This window comes from Bradyrhizobium sp. ISRA436 (assembly GCF_029910015.1).
In the GTDB taxonomy this organism is placed as follows: Bacteria; Pseudomonadota; Alphaproteobacteria; order Rhizobiales; family Xanthobacteraceae; genus Bradyrhizobium.
The window spans coordinates 5,879,180-5,905,801 of sequence record NZ_CP094519.1 but is presented as its reverse complement, the minus strand read 5'-3'; the positions used below and the strand labels follow the sequence as shown (position 1 = coordinate 5,905,801).

Below are 26,622 nucleotides of genomic sequence, written 5' to 3'. Positions count from 1 at the left end.
GTTAATCAAAATCAAATCATCATTACAGTTGTGGGGGTCGGGCCCGCAGAAATTTCAGATGCTAGGGGACGGACCGCACTATGACCGACCACGTGCCTGCTGTACTGGAAGCGCTTGACAGTTCCGGAAATGTAGCTCTCAAGCCAGTGCCCGGCGCACATCAAATGCTTCGCCGGCCTGCTACGGTGTGTCCTGATAGGCAGTCTTTCGTCAAAAACGCGATTCTTGCGAAAATTTCTCTGCAAGATCTCGCGGCGATAGGGCAGCTCCTTGAGCCGATCGTCCTGAGAGAACGTATGATTCTGCAAGAACCGAAAAGGCCTATCGAACACGTCTATTTCATCGAATCGGGCCTCGTCTCGCTAAGGATTGTCGCGGCGGGAAGCATGCTTGAAACGGCGGTAATAGGATATCGGGGTGTCGTCGGCACTTCGTTCTTATGGGGAGGGTATCCCTCCACCCATCAATCTGTGGTGCTATTTCCCGGAAGCGCGCATAGGATCCGGGTCGAGGATTTGCATCGGGTGATGAAGGAGCGGCCGGGGATCCGAGAGCGTCTCTTTGAGTACCTTCAGGCGCTGACATTTCAGTGCGTCCAGACAGGATTGTGCGGAGTTCGGCACGATCGCGAGCAGCGGCTCGCGAGCTGGCTGTGTCTAGCGAGTGACGCTGTTGACGCACGCGTGCTGCCAGTTACCCATGACTATCTTTCCTCTGTTTTGGGATTGCGCCGCGCCGGGGTTACGGAGACGCTACTTCGATTCGAAGAACAAGGCGTGATTCGCAAGATGCGCGGCGTCTTGCAGATCGACGAGCGAGAATCCCTCGAGCAAAAGGCATGCTGTTGTTACAAGCTAGTCTCAAGCGCTTATGCCTCGTCTCAGTCCGCATTCTCAACATCCGAGCCGATGAGCTAGCAAAATCCCCAAGGTGCTCTGCGTCAATGATTTCAGTGTAGGGTTCCGCCACGGTTGCGGGCTCAATGTGAGCTCAAAGCAGTTTGGAAGATCTTTGTAATGGGAGCGCTACTTGGCCTCATGTGAGGAGCGATCTTGCGTCTAAGCGGCGAAACCGCGACGTTCTTGGACAATCTAGCTGCTGAGATCTCCTGTGGCTCGATAGAGCAGCAGACTAAAACGCAATATGGAGTGAGCTTGGAGATGCTGCCAGTGTACTAGCGTGCGACCCCACACGAGGTCTTGTTCTGTTTCAACCGCGGCCTCATCGTCCAGCGTTTTCAGCGGACTCACGTACAACGTCGCGCGGCGCTTCGGCATTCCCATTGCCCCCGACCCAGAATCGAGGCTCGTCCTGAAACTTCGAAAGTCCAACTTGGCCGTCCAACCTGAGCGAATTGCGAGGGCTGTCCGCCGCCACGGTGGCCGAAGCGACGCCGGAGCCGTTGAGGCGCCCGTGGGGAGATGGCGCTGCCTCGTCCGAGCGATAGCGGATGTGACGGCCGACGACGATGGACTCGGGCAGTCGACGGCGACCGGCCTCGCCGTCGTTCGTGAAGAGAACTTTGAACTCGAACACCCTTTCGGTTGTTCGTTGGCGCCAAACGCATCGCATGCGCGCCCTTCGTGACGGCGTTGGGGCGGACTTGATAGCCGCGATATCGAACCCGCCGCGCAGCTTCAACCCCGCGGAACGTGCGCTTGCGCGCGCGTGACGCGTTGGGCCGAATTCGCGACGTTTCGGTGCAGGTGGAACCGAGGCGTTGCAGGGATCGGGACTGAGTCGGCGCCTCATCGCGAGCCGCGCTCGCTCCGGCACCGAAGCACTCCGATCTCCCCAATTCCAGCTCCGCCCGGCAGCCTGACTATCAATAACGATTGGCGAAAGTGTTGTTTCAGCTCGATCAAGCGGTCATCGCGTGTTAATGCTGGACAGCGACGTCCAAATCAACGCGTTTTTTGGAAAACTGACATGTCCGGTGCTAGCCGGCACAAACGCTCTTGCCGTTGAAACCCACGGGCTCCGCACTGAATTCGCGTCAGGTGCCGCAGCTATTCGGAACCGGCCGGTCGCGGTGCAAACACCGATCACCGGCAAGAACCTCGCGCAGGCCAGGGAAGTCAACGCCCGCGACGCAGCGCGAGAAATCGATAAGGCTCACGTAGCTTTTGCGGACGGCGACTGGTGCCCGCGCCAAACTGCGACTTGGGGATACGTGCCGAAATCGCCTTTGATCCTGACCTGACCGGTAAATCGATGCTGATTCCGTGTAAGCACACCAATCGTGTTCCTTCGCAGTGCATCTCGCACGAACAATCACGCCGCGCGCCCGTTGGCCGGTCCTGAAGTGGCTATCCAATACGTTGATCCATCCCTTTGGATGCCCGGCAAGAAGGGCCTTTCAGTCGCACGAAATCTGGTAGGGCCAGTTAAACTGAGGGATCGTGTCCCTGAGCGTGGTGTAACTGGCGGTGGGACACCGCGTTCGCCGGCAAGAGCCGGACTGGTCAGCTGGCGATAGCCGGGAGACTGACGGTTGGATCATCGCTCAACGGCGCGATGGTTTCCAGCGTCATGTAACGGGCGCGCTGGACGGCCCATTCATCATTCTGTTCGAGCAGGATCGCGCCGATGAGGCGGACGATGGCGTCCTCATTGGGGAAGATGCCGACGACCTCGGTCCGGCGCTTGATCTCGCCGTTGAGGCGCTCGATCGGGTTGGTCGAGTGCAGCTTGGTGCGGTGCTGCGGCGGGAACGTCATGTAGGCCAGCACATCGGTCTCGGCCTCGTCGAGGAAGCCGGCGAGCTTGGGTAGCTTGGGGCGGAGCTGATCGGCGACCTTTCGCCATTGCGCTCGTGCGGCTTCGGCATCGTCCTGGGCAAACGCAGTGGCGATGAAGGCGGAGACGACACGCCGTCCGCTTTTGCCGGCATGGGCCAGCGCGTTGCGCATGAAGTGCACGCGGCAACGCTGCCAACTGGCGTTGAGCACCTTGGCGACGGTCGCCTTGATGCCCTCGTGGGCGTCGGAGACGACCAGCTTGACGCCGCGCAGGCCGCGGCGGGCGAGCTTGCGCAGGAACGCCGTCCAGAATGTCTCGGCCTCCGAGGGACCAATGTCCATACCGAGAACTTCGCGCCGGCCATCGCTGTTGACGCCGACCGCGACGATCACCGCGACCGACACGATGCGCCCCTGCTGGCGCACCTTCACGTAGGTGGCGTCGATCCACAGATACGGCCAATCGCCCTCGATCGGGCGAGCGAGGAACGCCTTCACCTTGTCGTCGATCTCCGCGCACAGCCGCGAGACCTGGCTCTTGGAGATGCCGCTCATGCCCATCGCCTGCACCAGGTCGTCGACCGAGCGGGTGGAGACGCCCTGCACATAGGCTTCCTGCACCACGGCGGTGAGCGCCTTCTCGGCCATCCGGCGCGGCTCCAGAAAGCCGGGGAAGTAGGAACCCTTGCGCAGCTTGGGGATACGCAGCTCGACCGTGCCGGCGCGGGTCTCCCAGGTCCGGTCGCGGTAGCCGTTGCGCTGCGCCAGGCGCTCGGAGCTCTTCTCGCCATAGGCGGCCCCAGTCTGGCCTTCCACTTCCAGCTCCATCAGGCGCTGGGCGGCAAAGCCGATCATCTCGCGCAGCAGATCGGCATCAGGGGTCTTCTCCACGAGCGTGCGGAGGTTCATCATCTCATCGGTCATCGGTGGTTCCTCGAATCAGGTTGGTATCAGCAACCCGACCCTACCGGCGAACTGCCGGTGACCACCGCAAAGCCGCCCGCCCGCTACGGCGCCATGGGAGGGCGCGCGTGCGGACGGCTTTGCTCTACCGAGCTACACCACCAATGGGGACACGACCAAACTGAGGTACTGAGGTGATCGTCGAGGTTGGAGAGGCGTCTGCCTCGTAACGTAAGTAGTCTCCTTCTTTTGTGCGGTCGCTCGGATTTGAGCCGGACTTTTCCGAAGTCGCTTTAGATTTTGAATGCTCGCGGAATGAGCTCGTCAAATGATCTAAACGTCGACATTGATACAGCGCGCCCGCAACAATTTGTTTTGGCTGCTATGAGTCGCATTGTAGCCGAAGACACGCGGCGCGCTTCAATGCAGGATCACGTGGCTTCCCAAGTGAGCACGACCGCCCTTGAGACCCGCAATTGACTTACTCAGTAATTCCGGCCTGCTCAATCCTCACCTCTTCCAGAGCAGTTGATCCGCTGGAAATCTACCTGACAAAAGCCGTGGTGCTTTGCGTCGCTGTGAAGAGCCAAATTCAGACCCTCGAACGAACCCAGCCCATGCTTCCTAGCGTGAGGTGGCGAAATGCGTGTCCACGGCACGACCGGCGAGGCGCCGATCGCTCGCTTTGCGCGTGACGAGGCACACCAGTTGAAGCCGCTCGGCGGACAGCCGTCGTTCGGATCATTGCGCGAACTGGCCCGCTCGGCGGCAACGATCGTGCCGTCGAGATCGACACGAGCAGCTATGTGGCTGCGTGGCGGTGACGGTTGTGGCCGGCGAGGTGCGCATCCGCCATGGCATGCGCGAGGGCTGGCCGCGGATCGGGCATCATCGGGTGCAGATGAATCCCGCACGGCTGATGGCACTGGTGGACAGGATGGACTGGGTTCGCCAGGAGACCGGCAAGAAGTAGATGGTGCAAGTCCATTACGATGAAGGAGTAGGTGCAGCGAGGCTAGCTGCCATTCTAGCGGGTGAGAGTCCCGCCAACAGAGGAGTCCAGTCGCTGTGTTATATCCTGCAGCGGGAAGGGCGACCAACCCGCTGGAAGCCCGGATGTAAAAGCCCCGCTGGCTGGGCAACCGGTCAGATGCGTGCAGGGGGCGAGCAAACTGACAGACCGTAGCAGATGTGTGAACCAGTAAGCCACGAAAGTCATCGCCCGCGTGAAACGGATTGCTGGAGTTTTGGGAGTGCCGAGCCGCTCTACTCTCGGCGAAGGCCGTGTCGACATCGCTGCGCTGGAATTGACGGTGATCGAGCTCCCCGGGGTCGTAGAGGACGGTGTGCCCGGACAATGGATAGCGAAAGCCCGGAACCACTCGCGGGCCGCCCAGGCGCTCCCGCACGGCGAAGGCATCGCGTATAAGCCGCCATGCGCGCGCGACCAGCCATTTCGTTGTGATACGTCATGACAAGCGTCTGCACTATCCACCCCTTCCGTCTTCTTGGTGGCAACGTCCGATGTCGCCGTGGCCGCGCTCGTCACCGAACATCCCGCCAATCGTTCGGCCGCGCATCCTAGCGCAGCAAACCGCTCGCTCCATCGCGCCGTCGGCCCGATCAATGCGGCTGCTCACATCCGATAAATATCCCGCCCACGCGCGGCGACCACAGGCGGGCCTTCTCCGCAGGCGCACCGGCTGCACTATCACCATAACGCCCACAACTCCGCAGCTTCGTTCAATCCGGCTTCTATGAGGTCGCACGCCTGGCGCACGAGACCGGCGCGCTGCGAACGCGCGATCGAGGTCGCTTGCATCGGCAAGGGCAAAGCCTCGGCGCCTTATGAGTTCGGCATCAAGGCCTCAATCGTCACCACCAACGGCCGCGGCCCGGGCGGCCAGTTCGTGCTGCACGCCAAGGCGCTGCCGGGCAACCCCTATGACGGCCACACGCTCGGCGAGGTCATCGACGCCACCGAGACGCTCACCGGCTGCCCGATCGAGCGCGCCTATGTCGACAAGGGCTATCGTGGCCACAACGCCACAGCCCCGCGACGCGTCTCCATCTCCGGCCAGAAGCGTGGCGTCTTCGGAATCATCAAACGCGAGCTCAGGCGCCGCTCTGCAATCGAGTCTGTGATTGGTCAACATGAAGAGCGACGGACATCTCCGCCGCTGCTATCTCAAGGGGTGCGAGGGCGATGCCGCCAACGTCATTCTCTCCGCCGTCGGCCACAATCTCCGCCTCGTCCTCGCCTGGCTGAGGCTCCTGTTGCGCCTAATCTGGAACGTCTTGTCGCAACTCCTCACCGCCCCGACCGGGCTCAAATGGGCTTCTTAACGGACGACTAAGTAAGCCGTTTTCGTCGATCTCGAGCCGGGAATGAGCGTCGGCAAGGTGGTTTCGTCGGCAAAAACCGCTCGGCCTTCTTAACCTCGCTGAGGATGTAGTTGGCCACGATCTCGAGCTCGAAGCCAAGCTTGGCCTCGCGCACCCCTGTCAACGCTTCGCTCGTGGCCTCACGGCCACGCACGCATGACTCGGGAGCGATGTGGTTTGGTCGGGTAGGATCGAGGCGCGGACCGGGCTTCGAATGATGCCGACGTTTCCTCGATCCCCCCTATCATTCCATACGGCGGGTTTTCCCCGATACGGCTGGAAGGCTGGCTTTTCAGATGGCGCCTTCCTGACTTCCACGCCAGCTTAAGTCTGCTCCCGACATTCGCGGCGCGTTGGCCAGTTTGCATCCACCCTTCGTGCACCTCGTGATCCAACGGTTATCCCGTACTGAGCCGGGACGTGGATTCGATCGTGCACGGCCATGAAGTGGGATCACCACAACCCCAGGGGTCCTCGCTCTTGCCCGAGTTATGCTGTCTCGAAACCGTCATGTTCTCGATCATGCCTCGGCGGAGAGCGCTCATCTGGGCCATCGAAAAACTTCCTGTCTGAAGGGTTGCGCTCTGAAAACTCTCGGTCCTCTCAGACAGGAGGCGGCCGTTACTACCTCTCCTCAAATGCCGCGCCAGGCTTCGTTGTGTGCCGGGCATGCTCAAATAGCTCGGAAGTGAAAGTCTTCCACCCAGCCTGATGGAGGTGAAGGGTTATTGAAACGCAAGGGCTGCCGTCTCGCGAGGCGGGTTCTGAAGGAAGTGTGGATCAAAGGTGCGAGCCGATGAACAAAAACCGGATATGAGGCGCAAGCGTCGGGTGAGCAGGCGACACATCGCGAAGTCCAGATCCATCAAGGATGCGAAGCGTAGATCCGGCGGTTGTGCACCGAAGGCCATTGAGCTTACCCCGGGAGATCTGCCCGGTGCCGCTTTCGGGCGACTGAGACGACCGCGAGGTCGTCTGACCGCCGCGCAGAAGTCAGCTGAGGGCGTATTAGGTCAGGCTGTCGGCAAAGCTATTGAGGCGCTCCAAGGCCGAAAGGTGGAGAAACAGATGGGCGGAGCCGGAAACGATGGCTGAAGGCCGACGATTGAGAGAGGCAAGTAGGACTGGTATCTCGTGAATTGAAAGCGGCAGAACAACCAGCAAGAGCTGGCCTTGGAACCGAAGGACCGGGATGAAGCCCCGGCGCGCAGTGACGAGGAGACCGAACCATTCATGGCGAAATCAGCCACCGAAAACTCGGCTTTCACGGAACAACTAATGGAGGAGGTGTGCGACCGAGAGAACCTCGAACGAGCGTGCAAGCGTGTTAAAAGGAACAAAGAAAGCCCTGGCGTTGATGGGATGACCATCGACGACGCGAAGGCGTTCCTGCGTCAGCACTGGCCAAACATTCAGTCTCGACTGCTCGACGGAAACTATCGGCCGCAGCCGGTTAAGCGGGTCGAAATCCCGAAGCCGGGACGGCGGAGTCAGGAAACTCGGCGTCCCCTGTGTCGTCGACCGCCTGATTCAACAAGCCGTGCTGCAAGTTCTTCAAGAGCGATGGGATCCGACATTTTCGGAGCACAGTTTCGGATTTCGGCCGGGGTGGTCTGTCCACCAGGCTGTAGCCCAGGCACAGCGTTACGCTACAACGTAGTGGCTGATCTCGATTTGGAAGGATTTTTCGACCGAGTTAACCACGACATCCTGATGTCACGCGTCGCCGCACGGATACCCGATAAACGCATGCTCAAGCTTATCCGGGCATTCCTGAATGCCGGTGTATTGGAAGATGGTTTGGTCCGACCGGTGGACGAAGAGACCCCGCAAGGCGATCCGCTCTCGCCCTTCCTCAGCAATATCGTGCTCGACGATCTCGACAAGGAATTGGCTCGACGTGGTCACCGTTACGCGGATGACTGCAACATCTATGTTCGCAGTCACCACGCCGGCGAGAGGGTGAGGGCCTCGATAAGCCAGTTCATGACCGACAAGCTCCGCAAGAAAGTCAACGAGGCCAAAAGCGCGGCGGCGCGACCCGAGCAACGTAAATTTCTTGGAGTCAGCATTGCGAATGACGGGAGCGAGCGACGCATTGCGCCGAAAGCTCTCGACAAGTTCAAAGATCGAATCCGAGAAATCACATGCTGGACGCGAGGGATCAGTTTGCAGCAGATGATCGCCGACCTCAAGCCATACCTCATCGGATGGCGCGGGTACTTCGGCTTCTGTCAGACCCCGCGCGTGCTAACGAACTTGGAAGCCTGGATCCGCCGGAGAATGCGTTTGTATCTCGGGCGGCAATGGCGGAACGGGCATAACCGATTCACGGAGCTTCGCGGCCTCGGCATCGCGAAGGTCGCCGCATCGGTCGCTGCCGATTCACCGACGGGACTCTGGCGCATGTCCGGACACCCGGCGGTTCAACACGCCCTACAAATCATGTGTTCGACTCTCTTGATCTCCCGAATCTTCATGCCTGTGCCGGCTTAACTCGATCGAACCGCCGTGGTACGGACCCGTATGCCCCGGTGGTGTGGGAGGGTGGCGTCGCGAGACGTCCCCCTATCCCGATCAATCTTTAATACGAAATCGCAAGCTTTCGCGGCTTCAACTCTCGAAAGCTTGCAATCTACCCTGGCGGCGTCAAAAACCGATTCCTGCTCAACGCCTTGGGGACTTCTTCACGGACGACCACTTATGGGCCTATGCCCGAGATGACCGAACCTTTCGCTGCAGCCGTCCCCCGATGGTGGTTTATCGCTTAGAAGACATCCGCTCCGGCGAATGTGCTGTCCGGCATCTCAGTGGCCATCGCGGCATCCTGGATGTGGATGGCGACGCCGCCTATGACAAGCTCGCGCGATCCGATCGCGGCAATGATGGCATCACATTGGAGTGGCAACGGCGACGGTCCCGAGCGGATGGCAAAGCTCTGGCAGGTCGAGAAAACTGTGCGCGGCCAAAAGCCCCGACGCACGCGTTGTTGCGCCAGAAAACCTCGGCGGGGGTGTCGCAGATCTATTCGATCTCTGGCAGAAGACCTTTGCGGCGGAATCATCTCCGGCAAATCAAAACTGTCCGAAGCAATCCGTTATGCCGTCTCCCGCGCTGCCATCTTCGAATGCTTCCCGACTGACGATCGCCATAGAGCTCGACTCCAACATCGTCGAACGCGCCATCAGGCCACAAACAATTACGAGAAAGACCAACCTCTTCGCCAGTAGCGACGGCGGCGGACAAACCTGGGCGACCATCGCAACACTGCTGCAGATGGCGAAGATGAACAACGTCGATCCGTTCGCCTGGCTCGCCGTAACGCTTCAGCGTATCGCCAACGGCTGGCCGAGCAGCGAAATCGACACGCTTATGCCATGGAACCACGCGGCCTGATGGCCTCCGCTTGCCGCTTAAATGAGATGAAGCTGCATGGCCTCGCTGTTGCAGAGGGGCAGAACCAGTGCCGCGCCGGTTCCGAGCTCCGGGCACACGGCACCGAACAGGTAGGTCGATTGCGTGCGCTGGTCGTGAGCCGCCCGCGGCCGCGCTCCCTTTCTAGCCCAGCGATAGGTGAGCTTGTTCTTCTGCCCCACCCGCATCTCATCCTGAAACCACACCTCTACCGGGGTGTCCGGCAGCAAGGCTGCTGCGGATTTCCTCCACGCGAGCGTGGAAGTTTTTTAGATGCCTCGATCGCCTCGGGATCCTGCTTGTACGCTCTCGGCCGGGCGCTGACGTGTGAGAAGCCGAGGTCCTTGAGGGCTCGATAGACCGTATCGTCTGACACCGAGATGCCGAACTCCTCATGCAGCCGCATGATCAGGTCACAGGCCCGTCAGCGCACCACGCCCGCACCACGCCATGGATGGGCGGGGTCGGCCCTTCGTCCACGATCCGCGCCAGAAACGCCCGGTGCTCCGTGTTGAGCTTCGCCGGCGCGCCTGGCGCGGGAACATTGATCAGACCATCGGGCCCTTGCTTGTTGAATCGGATCACCCAGTCACGAAGCGTCTGCCGGTCCATCCCGCCAACCTTGGCGGCCTCCGCCCGCGATGCGCCATCGAGCACCGCAGCGATCGCCAGAAGGCGCCGGACCTGATCGCTGTCCTTCGACCGCCGCGCGAGCCGGCGAAGCTCAACCGCTGAAAAATCCGTTCGAACCGCAATCGGCTGGCCCATGGCAACTCCCTCCAGTTGCCATGTTGAATCATCGATCCTCTGATTTGGGAATGCCCGTCGTGAGTCAGCACCTCAGCGGGTTGGTATTATATCCTGTTCGGCAAAGCCGGCAGTGAGTTCCGCCTTCGGACGCGCCACAGGTGCGATCTACGGCACTGCCGATAGTGGTGCCGTGGAGTTCACTTGGGCTGGCAACGACGAAATGGAGGAAGCTTCCGGCAATGGGTGGGCCGAGCTTCAAGAGGATGGGACTCTTGAAGGCCAGATTTGCTTCGATGGCGGCGATGAGGCGGACTTCATCGCCAAGCCGTGGCATACTTCTGCGAGAGCCTGCTAAGTTGCACGGGGCTGATAGAATTGATCAAGAAGAGGCCTTTGAAGACGAAGACCTATGAAAGTACTCTAAACTCTTGGTCATAAAAACCCGGAATGTTCCAGGGGGTTCGCTAGGTATTCGGCCGAAGACCTTCCACCCATTTCGAGCGTAGAAGTCTGGAAAGTTGATAGTGTAGAGGAAGGCCGATCGGCAGCCACGCCGTCGACCTTCGTTTTCAAATTCTTTCAAAATCGTTGTTCCAAGGCCCCTTCCGCGAAATTTCCTGGGCAAAAAGAACGAGTCTAGGAACAACAACCCCACGGATGAAACTCCCATCGCGCCGCCTAGAACACGCTGGGTTTCAGGATCCTTTAAGATCACAGCAATGGGATGAGTATCGCCGATGCCGGTGATAACGTCAATGAAATCGTCGCTACCCTCCTCGATTGCTTTTACGATGGAGGAAGCGATTACATCAGTTACGACGATGTCCGGCATTTTCTCTTCCCTTTGCGTGCAGACTATAGTAGCGCAGAAATCGACATCAGATGAGTTTCCGAATCGGAGATAAACGCAACCAGATTACACTCGAATTGCTCAGTAGCGCACACGAACCGATACAAGCGGTCAGTTAGCAATATTGCAGCGTGTACGTGTCTTATTTGTCCGGCGCCTATTTGTTGCTCGCAGTGACAGCATCACTTTGGAGGCAAAGCGGACATCTGCTTCGTGCATCACGTGGCCGCGTTTTACGGCCCCCACGACTTGGGCATCACTTTCAGCGAAGCCAAATATGATGGATCCATGGTTGAAAGTTTGCTCAGGTGCATAGTCCAGCAAAGTAGACCCATCATTAGAAATCAACGAGCGGTTAGCAGTGCGCGGATCCTAGTTGCCGCGTGGGCACGAACCGCATCTCCGAAGGCACGGAAAATGCGGGCGGAGGGCTCGTCGGATTTCACCCAATACTCGGGATGCCATTGGACGCCGACGGCAAAACTTCTTGTATTGCGTACCGACACCGCCTCCACAGTTCCATCGTCGGCGACTGCTTCGACGTCGAGCTGTGCCGCCAACCGGTCGACTGCCTGACGATGGAGGGAATTTACGTTGATCTTGCCCGCGCCAAGCACTCCGAACAGGCAGCTTTCAGGCTTGATGGTCACTGACTGGCGTATCGCAAACGCCTCATCTCGGCTACCGCTCGGTGGCGCCCGATGGTCGAGCGTGCCCGGTCGCTCGTGGATCTCTGTCGCTAGCGTGCCGCCCAATGCGACGTTCATTTCCTGGAGGCCGCGACAGATGGCGAGCAGCGGAATCCCCTTGTCGATGGCCTTGCGGATCAAAGGCAACGTTGTTGAATCCCGTGCTGGATCATACGGGCCATCTGCTTCGCTTGCATCGCCGCCATAGAGAGAGGGATGGACGTTCGACCCCGAGCCCGTAATCATCACGCCATCCACAGCGGCGCAGACTTGGTCGAGGTCAAGCCTGTCACCAAAGGAAGGGACCAGCAAAGGAAATACGCCAGCCCCGACAATCGCCGCTTCAAGGTACTGTTGGGGAGCCGCGTGCCATAGATAGTTGCGCAATTCGCGAACATCCGCCGAGACAGCAACTAGTGGCTGACCTCGTCGCGAACCGCGGATGTCTTGCACGATTGAAAATGCGGTGCCCTTTGCGTCCCCGCCCTGTCCCATACGGCGAGCCTCTTCCCTCTCTGCGAAAGCGGTTTCTAAACTTCATCGCCCTTCGTTGCCGGCTGCCACCATTGCGAAGTGGTCCGCAACATCGTTCTCGTACTGTTGGCTTCCCATAGATCTCTCTCTCTCTCTCTCTCTCTCTCGTTCCTTGTTTTCCTCTTCATGCCGTAGTTGGCGTCAAACTCGTCGCTTCGAGTGAAGCGCTGGCCAGCGCAGCCGGCTGCCTCGCGAATTCCTGTGGTCGGAACGCGCGCATGACAAGTGACGACCCGTCCTTCGGCCACTGGTGTCGCGTGGTGTCAGAAGTCGCGAAGACCGGATTGAACGTGGCGAGAGGATTCTCCATAGTCATGCGGACTGTCTGAGCAGCAGTCGGTGCGGTCTGCACGCGCAGGATCGTCGCCATCGAGAATGCCGCTCCGGCGGCCAGCCCTACTTTGATGAGGTCGCATCTAGATGTCATGGTTCTTCCTCTTACATGTAGCTTGCGAAGTGACTACAAATTCGTTGTTCCGATCGAGTCCGCAGGGATGACGGCGCGATCGAATTGAGCCTGAGCTCCTGCAGAACAGGTCGGAAGGATCCTTTCCTTCTCGAATTGTACGAAGAGATCCTCGATCAGAATGCCTCTGAGAGTCTGACTCAAAATTCATGACTTGACGTTGGCCAATCTAGCGATGCGGCGCACCAGTTGTCGAGTTGACGCGATAAGGAGCCATGCTTCAGCCGAGGCTACGGAGGCCTCCCAATCTTTGGCGAGACGTCGGCAGCGGTTGAGCCATGCCAATGTGCGTTCGATGACCCAGCGTCGGGCAACAATAACGAAGCCTTTTGCGTCATCTGGGCGTTTGACAATTTCAATCGTGGGCCCGTCGATTTTCCGGAGCGCGTTTTCAAGCTTTTCGCCGGCGTAGCCGCCGTCAGCAAACAAGTGTGTAATAGTCGGATAGCTCGCACACGCCAAAGTGATGACGGCCAGCGCGCCGTCCCTATCCTGAACATTGGCCGGGTGCACGATGGCGCTCAGCAAATTTCCTTGTGTATCGGTGACGATGTGGCGCTTGCGACCTTTGATCTTCTTGCCCGCATCAAAGCCGCGTGGCCCTCCGCTCTCGGCCGTCTTGACCGATTGATTGTCGATGATCGCCGCCGTTGGTTGCGGCTCCCGCCCAGCAAGCCTACGCGCGATTTCAACCAGGGCTTCATTGATCAAATCCAACACCCCACTGTCGCACAGGCCGTAAAAATAGTACTGGACCGTCGTGAAGGGAGGAAAATCCTTCGGCAAAAGCGCCCCTTGGCATCCCATCGTCGCAATGTACTGGATCGCATCCCATACCGATCGCATGCAGGTCTTGCGTGGTCGCCCGACCTTGCTCGGCTCTGGTATCAACAGCTCGATCAAGGCCCATTCAGCATCCGTGCAATCGCTTGCATAACGGAGCGATCGTCTGTCATGCTGACAGCGGGTGATTTCGGTCCAGGTCATCTGCTTCTCCGATGGCTTCGAACACTTTCGAAGAATCACAACCTGCTGAAATCACCCAACTTTAATTTCCGGTCGGCTTCTGAGACTGCTCATCACTACTCCTCCACTAGCTGTCATAGGTCGATTTAGTACCCAAAGCGACCAGCGCGCGACGCGAAATTTGTGCCACATATCGGCGTTCTTCCTGTCGGATAGATATGGGTCCAAGCGTTTCCGCTATGTGTCGCTCAAGGCAACGCGCGATATCGCATGCCGAGCCTGCGATCTTGATCAGGTCATACATGTCGTACATGTGCGTGATTGCATTGCGCTTGGCTTCCCCTGGTGAGCTTCCGTGCAGAGTGAACGGATCGCTGATTTCAAATACCCTGACGTCGCGAAACCCTGCGCATGTAAGGAGATCGAACATTTCGTGGCGCGAGAAATGCGCATGCGGGTGCCCCGTCCGCGAGTAAGGATGCACAACGCTGTCAAACCAGTTGGCGCATCTTCCACCGATCTCAAAATCATGCAATACAAGGCAGCGTCCCGCTCTCAGCGTACGGTGCGCTTCGCGAACTGCCAGACGTCTTGCGTCGCTATCGAGATGATGGCTACCATAAGCAATAAGAACGCCGTCTAGTACATTGTCACGGAACAAGCTTCGCGTTGCTGACTGGCGCACGCATGGCAGCGCTTGGGCGTGGCAGGCGTCGATCATGAATTTCGAGATGTCGGCTGTATAAATCGTCGGAGTGTGATGTCCAAGCGTTTTACAAAACCGTGCAAAGGTCCCATCGCCGCCAAGCACATCCAGGATCCTGAAATCCTGACCAGGAGATTCGAGGGAAGGTGAGAAGCACTTCAGAAGTGTGCCCATGCCCACTTTTCGGTTGTCCGTACTCTTCTGTGCGGAATTGTAGGCAATGCCGCGGCCGCCTACTTTCTCATCCTCGAACTCCCACGAGCTCATATTCATTTTCGCAAAATGCCGCTCAGCGTCGGAACATCTCTCGCGACTAAGAAGACTATATAACTCGGGATGATCATGACGCAGGTAGTCGAGATATTCCTCAAAGCTGTATCCATTCATGTATAGCTCGGTTCGCATCTCTGAATTCTCCGTAAGCCCATAAGCATGTTTGTCTTGCTCTCGCCAGTCAGCGTTTGAAATATGTAAAGTGCCATCACCACGTGTGAGCGACGCGACTTCCAAGGCGTGTCCACGAAGCCTCCTTCCCCCTTCCGATTCTTCATAATGCTTCATCGGATCGTACCCAAACTGAGCAATCGGCATCGCCGACAGAAGCGCTGGGGAAGGCGCACTCCGCTGGCGCACCGCGCCATCTGTACATTAGCGCCGACCTTTCTCACTGAGTTGGATTAGCCAATAGAATAATAGGATGGAGACCAAGACGCTGAGCCGCGTGGACGTACGGCCGGCCTCTCCAAACAGAACGATGGCATTTCTCGACATTGACTGATGATTCCGACGTTCCGCGCAGTGCTGCGGCCTGAGGTCGAAGCGGCATCCGCAACGGACCAGCTTATGGTCGAACAAAGGTATCGACGAGTACCTTGCGACGATACTACTATCTTGGATAGGTGTACGGGCGAGCTGTCGGCTAACACTATAGCGCAGCCGCCAGAATTCCGGTTCGCCCGTCAGGAGAAAGACAATAAAACTGGGAGACCAGGTGGGGCGTCCTTATGCGGCCTTCGCCTAGGCTGTTGGAAGAACTCAGCCGCGTTCGCAAACGAACGCCGAATCGTCGCCATTGTAGATGTGTAAGTGGGCCGACGAGCCTGCCCGCAGCGCCGATCGTAGCCCATCCGCGAGCACAGGCAGGATCATTGTCGTTTGTGCCCCTCCCATGAGAACTCTGCGCAGGCCGCTCGCGCGCCGTAGCAGACGTCGAGGAGCCCTTCAGGGCACCGAAGGCAATTTCACCGTCACGCCGAGGCCGACCCAGCGCTCCATCCCGGCGAAGCCCTTATAGCGACAGCGGTCGAGGCCATGTCGGCGTTTGACGACGCGCCTCAAAAGCCGCCCCGTTCGGATCGAACAAAATACCTACAGTAACATTGTCCGCAGCATCGCCGGCGCGATCGACGGCCACCAGTCCGGAGAATAGAGCAAGCTAAACTTGCGCACCAGCGCTGACAGCGCTTCGTTCACGGTCGTCCGGATCGCGCGCAGCGGATGATCACGGCGCACCCGCGCCTTCAGGTCAACGTAGCTGAACAGCTCGCCTGTTCGATTGTCGCCGCCGCGCACCGCCATCTCCGAATCTCGCTGGAGCCAATGAATCACGGGCCAGTCCGCGGCGAGCGCCTTTTTCAACAGCCTGCTCTGGATGAGCATGATTTTCCTGGCTGCGCCCAGACGCTGGATTTAAGGGGCGCCCAAAGCGGGAGGCAGGGTAGAGAACGACGGTTGAGCAAGCTCTCATGCGCGGGTTGGCTAGCGCATGACCGTGGCTTCGTCTTTGGGGCTGCCTCGGCCTAAACTCTGTTAGACGGTACGTCCCTCCCAGAAAGGGTGAGTTGAGTCCGCCATCTGAATGCAGAACTGTACCGGTTCATCGAATCGGAAAGCCATCACTCCGGACTGTTCAAGAAATGCAAGCCGCGATCGCCGATATGCCCGGCTTCGGAATGGGCGATGCAATAATCGCCATTGCCTTCGAGCAGGACGGCTGGAGTGGGAGAGGCTAGGCTCCAGCGATTTTCGTCGTCGGCCATCTTGGGCAACCAAAACCACGTAATCTGTGACCATCAGCAAAAGGACCAAGACAATGACCATCATCAAAGGGCCGCAAGCTTTCCCGAGAAGCGAATATTTGCGCAGGCTCGCGGCGGTAAAGTCGGCAATGGCGCGACTCGAAATCGAGACTCTCTTCGTAGTCTACCCGGCGAATCTCACTTACCTGACGGGCTACATCGGGGGCGGGTGGCCGACTACGGTCCCGCACGGACTTGTTGTTTCAGTTCACAGGGAGGAGCCGATCTTCATCCTACGCAAGATGGATGTGCCCGGAGCCCTTCATCAGGCATTCCTTCAGCACGGCAACGTAATTGGCTATCCGGAAGACTTGGTCGCCAAACCTGGTGCGGATGGCTACGACGCTGTGATCGACTTTGTCAATGAACTCGGCGCTGCAAATCGCGGCTTGGGGCTCGAACAGAATGTTCTTCCGACGCAGACAATAGAAAAGTTTAAGGCGCGCCTGCCGAATGCGAAGGTCATCGACTGCTCTAGTCTAGTGGCCTGGGTTCGGATAATTAAGTCAGAGCTCGAAATTTCTGTCATGCGGGAAGCCGCCGCGATCACCGATGCGGCAATTGCGCGGGCAGCGGAGGTGATCCGCCCGGGTGTGCGAGAAGCTGATGCGGCCGCCGAGATAATTGGAACGTTGATCCGCGGTGTCAACGGCAAGGGGGGGTCGGGCATTCAAAACTTTTTCTTGTGCGCCTCGCCGCGGGCCTCGACTCCGCATTTTGCATGGACCGACGACGTTTTTGGCCCCGGCTCCCAGATCAATCTCGAACTTGGCGGCAAACGTCATGGCTATTGTGCCGCAATCATGCGCACCTTCTCGATCGGCAAGCCATCGGATCGTTTGCGTCGTATACATGAGGCGGAGGTGGCCGGCCTCGAAGCCGCGCTTGGCAAAGTCCGGCCCGGCGCAACCTGCAGCGACGTCGCTAATGCGTTCTATCGCACCATCGAGAAGCAGGGCTTTAGTAAGGAGTCGCGCTGTGGCTATTCCCTCGGTATTAATTGGGTTGAGCAGACCGCGAGTCTCAGAGATGGCGATACGACAGAGCTGAAGCCGAATATGACTTTCCACCTGATGCTGGGCAACTGGGTCGATGAGGATTTCGGCTACGTACTCGGGGAATCATTCCGTGTGACTGAGGGCGGCTTCGAAGTGCTTACAAGTACACCCCGTAAGCTCTTCGAACTCTAGCTGAGCCTTGCCGAGAATGTACGTACGGCAGAAGCCCTCCAGCCGAGCTCGGCGAGTCATCCGTGCACCCGTTTCGAAAGCGCCAAGTTTGGTGTGTGAACCTCCTCCGAATTGATGGACACCTGTAGTAGGCTCGAAGAGCCAGGAGGTGTCGGATGGAAGAGTGTCAACGTCGGTCGTTTACGGACGACTACAAGCGGCAAGTGGTTGACCTGGTAGCGTCAAGCGCGCGCTCGATCGGATCTGTGGCCAAGGAGCTTGGCCTGCGCGATTCCGTGCTGCGGCGGTGGGTGGAGCAGCGAGGGGCTCGGCTGGAGCCGACGGCGGCGACGCGGCGCCCCACAACGCAGGCGACGCTGCGGTCGGCGGACCACGCGGCAGAGATCGCGCGTTTGCAGCGAGAGAACGAGCGGCTGTCGCATGGAGCGCGACATTCTAAAAAACCGTCCAGCACGGTGGCGCGCCTGTGCGGCGTAGAAGCGGCCGTTCGATTATTGGTGGCACAATCCCCGTTAAAAAACATGGTCCATGGGTGCATGCGAACTTGAGAATGGTGACGTCGCCCTGGCGACGATCCCGATTAGGAAGATCGCAATTGGCATAGCCTAGACCCTCCTGCTCATCATTGAAATGGAGGATTGCCATGCCCAAGAAGAGGACGGCCGGCGACCGTCCGGAACTGAAGCCGGTCAACGTCGGGGCCGCCGCCATCGACATCGGATCAACGATGCACATGGCTGCGGTGAACCCGCTTGCACGGACGTGCCTGTGCGCTCTTTCGGCACATTCACGCGAGACCAGCATGAGCTGGCGGACTGGTTCAAAACGGGCGGCGTGACGAGTGTCGCGATGGAATCCACCGGGGTCTATTGGATCCCGGTCTACGAGATCCTGGAGCAGCGCGGGTTTGAGGTGATTCTGGTCAATGCGCGGTACGCCAAGAACGTGCCCGGGCGCAAGACCGATGTCAGCGATGCCGCATGGTTGCGCCAGCTTCACTCCCATGGCCTGTTACGCGGCAGCTTCCGACCTGATGCCGAGATCGCAACCCTGCGCGCGTATCTGCGCCAACGGGAGCGGCTGGTGGAATATGCCGCCGTCCATATCCAGCATATGCAGAAGGCCCTGATGGAGATGAATCTGCAGCTCCATCATGTGGTCTCGGATATCACCGGCGCAACCGGCATGCGGATTATCCGAGCGATCGTTGCAGGCGAGCGGAATCCTGACGTCTTGGCAACCTATCGCGACGTGCGATGCCATTCATCCCTCGATACGATCCGTGCGGCCCTGGTGGGCAACGGACCGGCACGAACATGTCTTCGCGCTGACCCAATCGCTGTAACTCTATGACGTCTTACCAGGCGAAGATGCTGGACTGCGACCCCAAGCTCGAGGTCATGCTCGCGGCACTCAACAATAAAAGCGCAAAGCCGGTCGGAAAGCTGTCCAAGCCACGCATCAGGATCAAGCAGGTCAACGCGCCCCACCTTCGATGTCAGGACCGCGCTGTACGGCGCGCTCGGCGTCGATCTGACCGAGATCCATAGCTTGGGTCCATCACTGGCATTGAAGCTTGTCGGTGAGTGTGGCACCGATCTGCGGGCATGGCCGAGCGCCAAGCGCTTCACCTCCTGGCTGTGCCTTGCACCAGGCAAGGTGTTGTCCTCGCGCACACACGGAGATCGTCCAGTCGCGCAGCCGCACCGTTGCGGTTGGCAGCAACAACCGTCGGGCGGAGCCATACGGCGCTCGGTGCATTCTATCGCCGACTGTCCTCACGTGCGGGTAAGTCAAAGGCGGTGACCGCGACCGCCCGCAAGACCGCAGTTGAGCCTCCATTGGACAAATGGTTCGCTACCCCGACGTCGAATTATGCTGCGTGAACAATGCCCACAGTGTTCACGCTCCCGCAATTATCGCTCCTTGCACAACATGAATCTGGCCACAACATAACACGAATAGCTGAAACTGTCGGAGTGGGAGCCGCAATACTTCTGCCATCTGTGGACGCCCCCGTGAGCGCAAGAGGAATCTTTCGTAAGGCACTGCGCGTAGTCGGGTGCTGACATCTGTCCGGCCTCTGATGCGACCGGTCATGCGTCGCGGGCTCGTATGGGAGTTCGCGGATCGGGGCCAAATCACAGAAGCGTGCTCGAACTCGGGCACTGTGGGAGGAGCTGGCTTTCCCGATCCCGTGTCATCGACTGTTGCGCCTACCTTCCCTTGACCTTCCTATACCCTCGACGACCTCTGGCCGGTCGACTATGTCGACGCGACCAGGTCTTGGTAGACCCCGCCTTTCGCCAAACGGCTTGCCGGAGAGCATCCGCGCCAGCCACGATCCTTGGGGAGTGCCCGCGGCGGCGAGCGTGCCGCACGACGGCGCAAGCGATGATGATGAGCAAGCGCCGCAAGGTTCGCTCACCCATCGTCGACGTTGCGCCAGGTTTTTGCTTTCCGCGGGTCGAGTTCTGTTTCGGCGTGAGCCCGAGCCAGGCAGCGAAGTCGCGGCCCTTTTTAAAGGTCGTGGCCGCAGAGGCCAGGCGATGAATGCAGTCGCTGTTATCGAACCCACGCCGGGAATGGTTGCCAGCCGCCGCGCGGCTTTGTCTTCCCGGGCACGGCGTGCGATCTCGACGTCAAGATGTTTGATCCTGTGATGCAGCGAGCGCAGCACATCAATCAGCACCTCGAGCGCTACTCGGGCGGCTTCTGGCAAATCGCTTCTCGGATCCGCCGCCAGCTCCATGAGCTTGACCATGCGAGAGGGCCCCCGAGGAACCGTGTTCAGCGAGGTGGGCACGCAGAGCGTTGATCACCTGGGTGCGCGCTGTCGCACCAGATGGTCGCGCGCCCGAAATACAACCGCGGCAGCCTGCCGCTCCTGCTCTTGACGGCAACAAAGCGGAGATCGGCAAGCTCGGTCACACAGTTCGCCTCATTCCGCCAGCTTATGTGAAGCGCCTTTTGTGAAACGGCAGAAGAACGACGCCGCTGATGCCGAGGCGATCTGTGAGGCCGCCCAACGGCCGACGATGCGCGCGCGACCAATGATGCGCGCTGGCACAGGCTTCCATGGCGACCAGGCACGCAGGCTGCTTGGCGAAGAACTCCAGCACCTTGTGACGCCGCAGGCGTTTGCTGAAAACAATGGCGCTTGCAGCATCCGCCCCATGCGCCTGAAATACGTTCTTCGCCAAATCCAGTCCGATCGTGCTCACTTCCATGGCGGACGCGCTCCTTCTCTGCGGTGGCTGTTCAACACCCCACGATCTTGGCACATCGATGCCGTCGAGGGGGCGTCCACGCCATCACAACAACATCAGCGTGACGTTCCTCCGCCGCAGCTCGCGATGCACGAGCGCCCAATCCGGCTGCGGAAGCTCGTCGCTGGGCAAATCGGACGGTGGCGGAAACAGGAGGTTCTCGAGCCGGACATCGTCATCGAGCTCCGGCGGCAACGGCCAGGTCAGGCCGGCCCGGCGCGTTCGGTTGAGGTACTTGTTGACCGTGCCCTGGGCCAGGCCGAGGTTGCGGGCAATCGCGCGTTGCGACGTGCCGACGCTGTGGTGCAGGCGCAAAACTTCGCGAATGTGGCGCATGGACAGTCTCTCTGTCGGCATCTCGATCCTCCGCGGTTGGGCAAAAGACCAAGCCACCTGGGTTGCAGACTGTCAGTGGTGCGCCTCGCTGTCTCCGATCACGATCCGCTGGAAACGGTGACCACAATGCTCTGGAATGAGTGATCACGATGGCCTGGAATTGCTGATCACCATCGTCTGGAACGCGCAGTATGGCACTGGCGAGGTCGAAACCCTGCTGCGCAAGGCAGGCAAAGGCTATGTCCTGGGTGTTGCGTCCAATCGTGTGTTCCGCTCCTGGGGCAAACAGCAGGCTGTCGCCGGCACCGCCGCCGCGATCGCGCAGAGCCTTCCCAAAAAGGCTTGGCGCCGCCTGTCGTCCGGCGGAGGGACCAAAGGTCCGCGCTGGCACGACTGGGCCTATCTCGAGCCGCTCGATCTCGATGCCAGTGAATACAACGACGACCTTGTCGGGAATGGACGCAAGGTCTTCTGATCCGCCGCAACATCGCCGACGGCAGCTTGGCCTTTTTCTCCACATGGTGCCCAAAGGGCACGTCCATGCAGAAGCTGGTATCGGTGGAAGGCCATCGCTGGGCCATCGAGGACGGCTTCGAAACCGACAAGAACGAGCTCGGCCTTGATCACAACGAAACCCGCTCCTGGCATGGCTGGCATCGCCATGTCTCACTCGTCATGCTTGCCTTCGCCATGATCGCCGTCATCCATCCGTCATCGGGCCAACACCGGGCCGTTGCTCAAAAAAACGCGGCAGCGGCCGCGACCGATGCATCGGTCCTAATCCGCTGGTCGATCCAGGAAATCCGGCGCATCGCCATGAAGCTCGCCCATCGGCGCATCCCGCACGCCCGCGTCCTCGCATGGCGTTCTAGCGCAGGGCTCATCAGGCAACCGCGCGCAAAGCCCATCTCAGGAAAAAATTACAACTGTAATGCTAGGCCGAAAGGTGGGGGCAAAACGGTCTTACGATTGAGGCGCGCGATGGCACCAATATCGGCTGTGCTCATGTGCCGCGAGATCGTCGAAGTCGGGGTGCCGCGTAGCAGCAGCGCGTTGGCAATCGCCGGCTTGAGATGGCTTCAAGGACTACGATGTCGATGGAATGGCCGACAGCATGGCCCCCCTAGGCGCACCCGTGTAGAGCACGAGGTTGGGGGCCCGATCGGGGGCGTTGAAAACGAACTCACACGTGGGAACCCTGACCCATGTCGATGCATTCGCCCTCAAGCCACTCAACGTTATTGGCCTTCAATAGGTCAGAGCTTCGATCATCTGCCGCTGAACTTGGCGACTCCGGTATAGTACCATCTCCTTCCAATCAGCTGCATCTGGATAGAAGTGTTGCCTCAAACGTCGTCGGATCGCACGACCAATGTCTGTTTCGATCTCCGTTTGGCGATAGGCATAAAGCCAGTGGTCAGCACGCAACGCGGCTCTGGCCGTTTCGGAAGGATAGGTTCCGAACTCTAAGCATACGTAGACGTGCCGATCACCGAGAAGCCGCTGCCAGTAGTCATCCTGCGTGCCATGAAGCGCAACAGCCGAAGATGTGCCAAGGTCCGGTGATGTGACCGAAGGGCCAAAAATGTCACGTGCACGCTGATACCCTGACATACCGGAGGCCTGCTCGCATTGCAGCTCACCATAGCCATAAGGTCCGAGGCCTGTATGAAAGTCAACGATCAAGACAAACCGACGCGCCTCAATGTCGTAGTCCAATACGATTCGTTCGAGCGTTTGGCGTGCTACGGTAGGGCTGAAGCCTCCGAAGAACATCCCGGTGGGGTGTCGATACTGCCCGCTGGTCCGAGCCTTTCGGAGAGCAGTTTCGCCGCGCGCTTTACGAAACGTCTCTATTGCCGCCTCAGCGGAAATGAAAAGTGGGCCTTCCAGCTCACGTGGCACGAGATGATCAGCGAGTAGATCGTAGGTTTCGTTATAGGGCAAGGGGGCCGCGAAATCTACAAAGTTTCGATTGAGGTCGCAGCCCTCTTGCGTGACGCGCCGATCCCATGCGAACCCATAGGGGTTGAGAGCATGGATCAGCAACATTGCTTCATCGGATTTGAGCATCTCGTAACCACGCCCAACAAGCCAGTCGAGCTGTGCCGCGGATCCGCAATACCCCTCCACGCCATGCGTGCCAGATACCATAATCCCCATTTTTGGGGCGCGTCGGTCGCCAAACCAGGCAACGTCGGTCGAAAGTTCTTCTCCACGAGGCCCACGCGCTGGCGATGGATAGACAGCGGCCTCGCCAACTTTGCTCTCGTCAACGCAGGCTCGAAATCTTTGACGAGCTTCGAAATAGTCCGATGAGAATCGGCTAGTTGTTTCATCGACAATTGCATTGTTCATCGGCATTCCAATGAAGCCTTCGAAATTTAGCTGCGAGTTACGTTGGGTCACGGGCCAGACACCTCCGATGAAGGCTCGATCGTCAAAATCCAGCACAACCATTTTACGCCGAGCTCTCGCGGTCCTCCAAAACTGAATCCGCGCCGCTATCGGCAGCATGGCGTCGAGCGGCCAGCTCGCTTTCGACGTTGAGCAAATTACAGTATAGAGCGGCTTCAAGCTTAATTACTTCAATCTAGTGCCGTTGTGGCAGAAATTCTGCGCTGGAAGGTCTGCTTGTTCGCAAGCGCTTAAGATTTCATCTGATCCACACGTCTTTTCAGGCACGACATTGCCGTCCCGCTCCGTCTCCATGTTCTGGGATTGTGACGGGCCTCACGAGTTGTCTCCAGCGTGGCCCAGGCCGTGCGCGGACAAGCTTGCAGGATCGCGCAGATCCCAATCCGGGAAGGCATTCGCTGATTTCTCTGAAGAGACGAGCGAACGCCGTTGTCGGCGGCCAACGCCATCCAAAATCGGTGCGTCTCTAGGCGTCGGAACTGAGCACTCCCCCAGCGACAGCCGCCATGCTGGCCACGCCATCCGAAATGAGAGCCGCCGCATCGTGCGCTGCCGGCGAAGACGAGCCAACTGTTAGTGTCTGCAAGTCGCATAGGCGGCCGGAAATCGCGCTGTTCGATCCACTCCTCGCCAGTGGTCAACGCTTCACCTTGCCCGCATCGTCTCAGAGTTCGACTTGATCGAATGCAGACGCCGCGCCGTCCCAATAATGGCAGAATTTCTGCGTGAATGGGATTTATGTTGAGGAAATTCGACTCTAAGTCGGGTTTATGGATTGCTCATGGCACGGAGAAAGAAGTCTCACGATCATCTAGCGGAGTCCTCAACTTCGAACAGGGGCTATCGCACGGCGAGCCGAGGCCGGGCCTATAAGGCCTTTTTGTCCGTGCGAGGGCATCGCAAATCGAGTCAGGATGCTGCTACGTGTCGCCGGGCCGCTCCCGCCGGCTCATGGAATCCGTCTCTGGGGTGATGCCGTCAAGGCCGGGGAGGAGTTCTCGGTGGAACTTGGTCTTCCCGTAATGCATCTATGGCGCCGACAGCTTCACGAAACGTGGCGACTGGGCGACGTCTACCACGCGCCGTCGAGTCGGGAGCAAGCGTTGCGGAACGTTCAGAGTTCGATCCGCGATCGGGAAAAGAGGGAGCTTCCGGCCAGAGTTGCAAATCACCAAGGCTGATCTAGCCAACGTTGCCGGGGCCGCGTAACGCGTGAATCTGAGCGACGCGCCGGCGGACTTTCGATACAAAATAAAATCCAATGGAGCTAGACGATGACAATCAGCAAAGGACCGCAAGCCTTCCCGCGAACCGAATACATGCGAAGGCTAGCCGCTGTGAAGTCAGAAATGGCGCAGCGTAACATCGAGGCGCTTGTCGTAAACAACTCGTCGAACATCACGTATCTCACGGGTTACACCGCCCGGTCCGGCTATGTCCCGCAAGGCCTTGTGGTTTCGATTCACAACGAAGAGCCAACGTTTATCCTGCGCCAGATGGATGCGCCAGCCGCTATTCATCAGTCATTCCTGGAGCGCGACAACGTGATCGGTTATTCAGAGGACCTCGTCGGTAACTCTGAGATGGATGGCTTCGATGCGGTGATCGATTTCCTCCATGAAGATGGTCTTGCAAACCGCGACTTGGGGCTCGAACTGGGTTATCTTTCGGCGCAGACTACAGAGAAGTTCAAAGCACGGATGCCGAAAGCAAGGATCGCGGATTGCACCAAAGCTGTGGCCGTGATTCGGTTCGTCAAATCGGATCTCGAGATATCCCTCATGCGGGAGGCCGCCGCCATCGCTGATGCGGGAATCATTCGGGCGGCAGAAGTCATACGTCCTGGTATTCGCGAAGCTGATGTGATGGCCGAGGTCGCGGCGACGCTGGCTCGCGGCGCGAATGGCAAACCCGGAACGGACTTTGCCTCGATGTTCTTCTGTTCCTCACCACGCACGGGTACGTGCCACATTCGGTGGAGCGAGGACATCATTCGCGATGGTTCGCAGATCAACCTTGAACTTGGTGGCGTCCGCTATGGCTACGTTGCCGCGCTCATGCGCACCTTCTCGGTTGGCCCGGCCTCCAACCGTCTGCGTCGCCTACACGAAGCTGAACTTTCCGGTCTGGAAGTCGCGTTGAATACCGTCCGACCGGGGGCCACCTGTAGCGACGTCGCGAACGCCTTCTACCGCACGATTGAAAACCTGGGCTTCAAGAAGGAGTCGCGCTGTGGCTACCCCATTGGCATTGATTGGACGGAACCGACCGCAAGTCTCAAGTGTGGTGACATGACAGAACTGAGGCCGAACATGACCTTCCATCTGATGCTAGGCAATTGGATCGACGAGGATTTTGGCTATGTTATCAGCGAGACATTCCGCGTTACCGACTCTGGCGCTGAAGTCTTGACTCTTGCGCCACGGAAGCTTTTCGAGCTTTAGCGGGACTGTCGAGGAGTTCCGGCGAGCAGAGCAACCTGCAAGCTCGCGGATTGCATCTTAGTAGCCCGTAATGGCGTTCTGAACCTTCAAAGCACCACCGAAACAGTGTGAGCCGAACCCGGGCTTGCGATCGCTTGTCGAGTCGCTCTTGTACCGCACAGCAACTCCGCACCACAGATGCTAGTGCCCAGTGCGGATCCCAATATTCCAATTGTGGGATTGGTAGCACTGAAACCATAGGTTGCGATCCACTGCTGGCCGGCGCCAACAGATAAAGTGCGGATCCTGTGGATCCCATGTTGGCATGAATCTGATGCCGCCCAGTCGCCCCAACGCTGAACGACTTGTCGGGAGAAATAGTGAAGCCCGCGGCCAAGCGGAAAGCTGTCGCGTATCTCATGAATGCCCACGGGATGAGCAAACTGCCAAAGCCGTCGACCGTTGCCGTGATGTGCTCGGTCCTGTAGATTCAGAGTACGCGCG

At 58.9% G+C, this 26,622-nt stretch carries 18 protein-coding genes and 9 pseudogenes; 13 read left to right on the top strand and 14 right to left on the bottom strand.

Features of this window, described 5'->3' with window-relative positions:
• Positions 1–80 precede the first annotated feature (80 nt).
• On the top strand, positions 81–917 hold the full coding sequence (locus MTX23_RS27545; RefSeq protein ID WP_280973287.1) for a Crp/Fnr family transcriptional regulator: 837 nt from the start codon (positions 81–83) through the stop codon (positions 915–917).
• Positions 918–1,221: 304 nt separating this feature from the next.
• Here MTX23_RS27545 and MTX23_RS27540 read toward each other — a convergent pair whose 3' ends face one another.
• On the bottom strand, positions 1,222–1,536 hold the full coding sequence (locus MTX23_RS27540) for a hypothetical protein (RefSeq protein ID WP_280973286.1): 315 nt from the start codon (positions 1,534–1,536) through the stop codon (positions 1,222–1,224).
• Between the two features lie 346 nt (positions 1,537–1,882).
• Between MTX23_RS27540 and MTX23_RS27535 the strand changes: the two genes are divergently transcribed.
• Entirely contained in the window at positions 1,883–2,203 is a 321-nt protein-coding gene (locus MTX23_RS27535) for a hypothetical protein (RefSeq protein WP_280973285.1), read from the top strand.
• A gap of 262 nt (positions 2,204–2,465) precedes the next feature.
• On the opposite strand, the gene MTX23_RS27530 is transcribed toward MTX23_RS27535, so the two are convergent.
• Positions 2,466–3,665: an IS256 family transposase gene (locus MTX23_RS27530; RefSeq protein ID WP_280973221.1), complete on the bottom strand. Its 1,200-nt coding sequence runs from the start codon at positions 3,663–3,665 to the stop codon at positions 2,466–2,468.
• 793 nt (positions 3,666–4,458) lie between these two features.
• On the opposite strand from MTX23_RS27530, the gene MTX23_RS27525 reads away from it, so the two are divergent.
• From MTX23_RS27525 to MTX23_RS27510, 4 genes and pseudogenes are all read left to right on the top strand, one after another.
• Positions 4,459–4,617 (top strand): hypothetical protein, encoded by a 159-nt coding sequence (locus MTX23_RS27525; RefSeq protein ID WP_280973284.1) that lies wholly within the window; start codon positions 4,459–4,461, stop codon positions 4,615–4,617.
• 829 nt (positions 4,618–5,446) lie between these two features.
• Positions 5,447–5,990: pseudogene (locus MTX23_RS27520) on the top strand (transposase); the annotation flags it as partial.
• 1,212 nt (positions 5,991–7,202) lie between these two features.
• Positions 7,203–8,525, top strand: a complete 1,323-nt coding sequence (locus MTX23_RS27515; protein ID WP_280973283.1) for a reverse transcriptase domain-containing protein — start codon at positions 7,203–7,205, stop codon at positions 8,523–8,525.
• A 205-nt stretch (positions 8,526–8,730) separates the two neighbouring features.
• A pseudogene (locus MTX23_RS27510) lies at positions 8,731–9,425 on the top strand (transposase); the annotation flags it as partial.
• 23 nt (positions 9,426–9,448) lie between these two features.
• On the opposite strand, the pseudogene MTX23_RS27505 reads toward MTX23_RS27510, so the two are convergent.
• The 9 genes and pseudogenes from MTX23_RS27505 to MTX23_RS27465 form a co-directional block, all read right to left on the bottom strand.
• Positions 9,449–9,655, bottom strand: a pseudogene (locus MTX23_RS27505) (transposase); the annotation flags it as partial.
• A 337-nt stretch (positions 9,656–9,992) separates the two neighbouring features.
• Positions 9,993–10,211, bottom strand: a pseudogene (locus MTX23_RS27500) (helix-turn-helix domain-containing protein); the annotation flags it as partial.
• Positions 10,212–10,572: 361 nt separating this feature from the next.
• Entirely contained in the window at positions 10,573–11,025 is a 453-nt protein-coding gene (locus MTX23_RS27495; RefSeq protein ID WP_280973282.1) for a GNAT family N-acetyltransferase, read from the bottom strand.
• A gap of 362 nt (positions 11,026–11,387) precedes the next feature.
• Positions 11,388–12,227, bottom strand: coding sequence for a gamma-glutamyl-gamma-aminobutyrate hydrolase family protein (locus MTX23_RS27490; RefSeq protein WP_280973281.1), 840 nt, complete (start codon positions 12,225–12,227; stop codon positions 11,388–11,390).
• Between the two features lie 652 nt (positions 12,228–12,879).
• Positions 12,880–13,719 (bottom strand): IS5 family transposase, encoded by an 840-nt coding sequence (locus MTX23_RS27485; protein WP_280973279.1) that lies wholly within the window; start codon positions 13,717–13,719, stop codon positions 12,880–12,882.
• 106 nt (positions 13,720–13,825) lie between these two features.
• Positions 13,826–14,965 (bottom strand): methyltransferase domain-containing protein, encoded by a 1,140-nt coding sequence (locus MTX23_RS27480; RefSeq protein ID WP_280973278.1) that lies wholly within the window; start codon positions 14,963–14,965, stop codon positions 13,826–13,828.
• A gap of 474 nt (positions 14,966–15,439) precedes the next feature.
• Positions 15,440–15,671, bottom strand: a pseudogene (locus tag MTX23_RS27475) (hypothetical protein).
• Positions 15,672–15,775: 104 nt separating this feature from the next.
• A pseudogene (locus MTX23_RS27470) lies at positions 15,776–15,976 on the bottom strand (IS5/IS1182 family transposase); the annotation flags it as partial.
• A 323-nt stretch (positions 15,977–16,299) separates the two neighbouring features.
• The gene (locus MTX23_RS27465; protein ID WP_280973277.1) at positions 16,300–16,443 is read right to left on the bottom strand and encodes a hypothetical protein; all 144 of its coding nucleotides are present in this window, start codon (positions 16,441–16,443) and stop codon (positions 16,300–16,302) included.
• A 53-nt stretch (positions 16,444–16,496) separates the two neighbouring features.
• Here MTX23_RS27465 and MTX23_RS27460 point away from each other — a divergent pair, with 53 nt between their 5' ends.
• From MTX23_RS27460 to MTX23_RS27445, 4 genes and pseudogenes are all read left to right on the top strand, one after another.
• Complete coding sequence (locus tag MTX23_RS27460; protein WP_280973256.1) at positions 16,497–17,672, top strand: Xaa-Pro peptidase family protein; 1,176 nt, start codon at positions 16,497–16,499, stop codon at positions 17,670–17,672.
• A 155-nt stretch (positions 17,673–17,827) separates the two neighbouring features.
• Positions 17,828–18,113: pseudogene (locus MTX23_RS27455) on the top strand (transposase); the annotation flags it as partial.
• Positions 18,114–18,440: 327 nt separating this feature from the next.
• Positions 18,441–19,025 (top strand): transposase, encoded by a 585-nt coding sequence (locus tag MTX23_RS27450; RefSeq protein WP_280973276.1) that lies wholly within the window; start codon positions 18,441–18,443, stop codon positions 19,023–19,025.
• Between the two features lie 198 nt (positions 19,026–19,223).
• A complete protein-coding gene (locus MTX23_RS27445; RefSeq protein WP_348637521.1) occupies positions 19,224–19,478 on the top strand; it encodes a transposase in 255 nt (84 codons plus the stop codon).
• A gap of 410 nt (positions 19,479–19,888) precedes the next feature.
• On the opposite strand, the gene MTX23_RS27440 is transcribed toward MTX23_RS27445, so the two are convergent.
• Positions 19,889–20,218 (bottom strand): transposase, encoded by a 330-nt coding sequence (locus tag MTX23_RS27440; protein ID WP_280978215.1) that lies wholly within the window; start codon positions 20,216–20,218, stop codon positions 19,889–19,891.
• A 376-nt stretch (positions 20,219–20,594) separates the two neighbouring features.
• Here MTX23_RS27440 and MTX23_RS27435 point away from each other — a divergent pair.
• A pseudogene (locus MTX23_RS27435) lies at positions 20,595–20,716 on the top strand (IS110 family transposase); the annotation flags it as partial.
• Positions 20,717–20,986: 270 nt separating this feature from the next.
• Here the strand turns inward: MTX23_RS27435 and MTX23_RS27430 are convergent.
• Positions 20,987–21,277, bottom strand: a complete 291-nt coding sequence (locus MTX23_RS27430; protein ID WP_280973275.1) for a winged helix-turn-helix transcriptional regulator — start codon at positions 21,275–21,277, stop codon at positions 20,987–20,989.
• A 181-nt stretch (positions 21,278–21,458) separates the two neighbouring features.
• Between MTX23_RS27430 and MTX23_RS27425 the strand changes: the two are divergent.
• Positions 21,459–22,058: pseudogene (locus MTX23_RS27425) on the top strand (transposase); the annotation flags it as partial.
• A 467-nt stretch (positions 22,059–22,525) separates the two neighbouring features.
• On the opposite strand, the gene MTX23_RS27420 reads toward MTX23_RS27425, so the two are convergent.
• On the bottom strand, positions 22,526–23,854 hold the full coding sequence (locus MTX23_RS27420) for a M14 family metallopeptidase (RefSeq protein WP_280973274.1): 1,329 nt from the start codon (positions 23,852–23,854) through the stop codon (positions 22,526–22,528).
• A gap of 1,115 nt (positions 23,855–24,969) precedes the next feature.
• On the opposite strand from MTX23_RS27420, the gene MTX23_RS27415 reads away from it, so the two are divergent.
• Complete coding sequence (locus tag MTX23_RS27415; RefSeq protein WP_280973273.1) at positions 24,970–26,139, top strand: Xaa-Pro peptidase family protein; 1,170 nt, start codon at positions 24,970–24,972, stop codon at positions 26,137–26,139.
• Positions 26,140–26,622: the final 483 nt, after the last annotated feature.

Coding starts and splice junctions, on each gene's coding strand:
- MTX23_RS27530 (WP_280973221.1), bottom strand. CDS start 3,665: ATGACCGATGAGATGATGAACCTCCGCACGCTCGTGGAGAAGACCCCT.
- MTX23_RS27430 (WP_280973275.1), bottom strand. CDS start 21,277: ATGCGCCACATTCGCGAAGTTTTGCGCCTGCACCACAGCGTCGGCACG.
- MTX23_RS27545 (WP_280973287.1), top strand. CDS start 81: ATGACCGACCACGTGCCTGCTGTACTGGAAGCGCTTGACAGTTCCGGA.
- MTX23_RS27535 (WP_280973285.1), top strand. CDS start 1,883: ATGCTGGACAGCGACGTCCAAATCAACGCGTTTTTTGGAAAACTGACA.
- MTX23_RS27490 (WP_280973281.1), bottom strand. CDS start 12,227: ATGGGACAGGGCGGGGACGCAAAGGGCACCGCATTTTCAATCGTGCAA.
- MTX23_RS27465 (WP_280973277.1), bottom strand. CDS start 16,443: ATGGCCGACGACGAAAATCGCTGGAGCCTAGCCTCTCCCACTCCAGCC.
- MTX23_RS27480 (WP_280973278.1), bottom strand. CDS start 14,965: ATGAAGCATTATGAAGAATCGGAAGGGGGAAGGAGGCTTCGTGGACAC.
- MTX23_RS27485 (WP_280973279.1), bottom strand. CDS start 13,719: ATGACCTGGACCGAAATCACCCGCTGTCAGCATGACAGACGATCGCTC.
- MTX23_RS27460 (WP_280973256.1), top strand. CDS start 16,497: ATGACCATCATCAAAGGGCCGCAAGCTTTCCCGAGAAGCGAATATTTG.
- MTX23_RS27495 (WP_280973282.1), bottom strand. CDS start 11,025: ATGCCGGACATCGTCGTAACTGATGTAATCGCTTCCTCCATCGTAAAA.
- MTX23_RS27415 (WP_280973273.1), top strand. CDS start 24,970: ATGACAATCAGCAAAGGACCGCAAGCCTTCCCGCGAACCGAATACATG.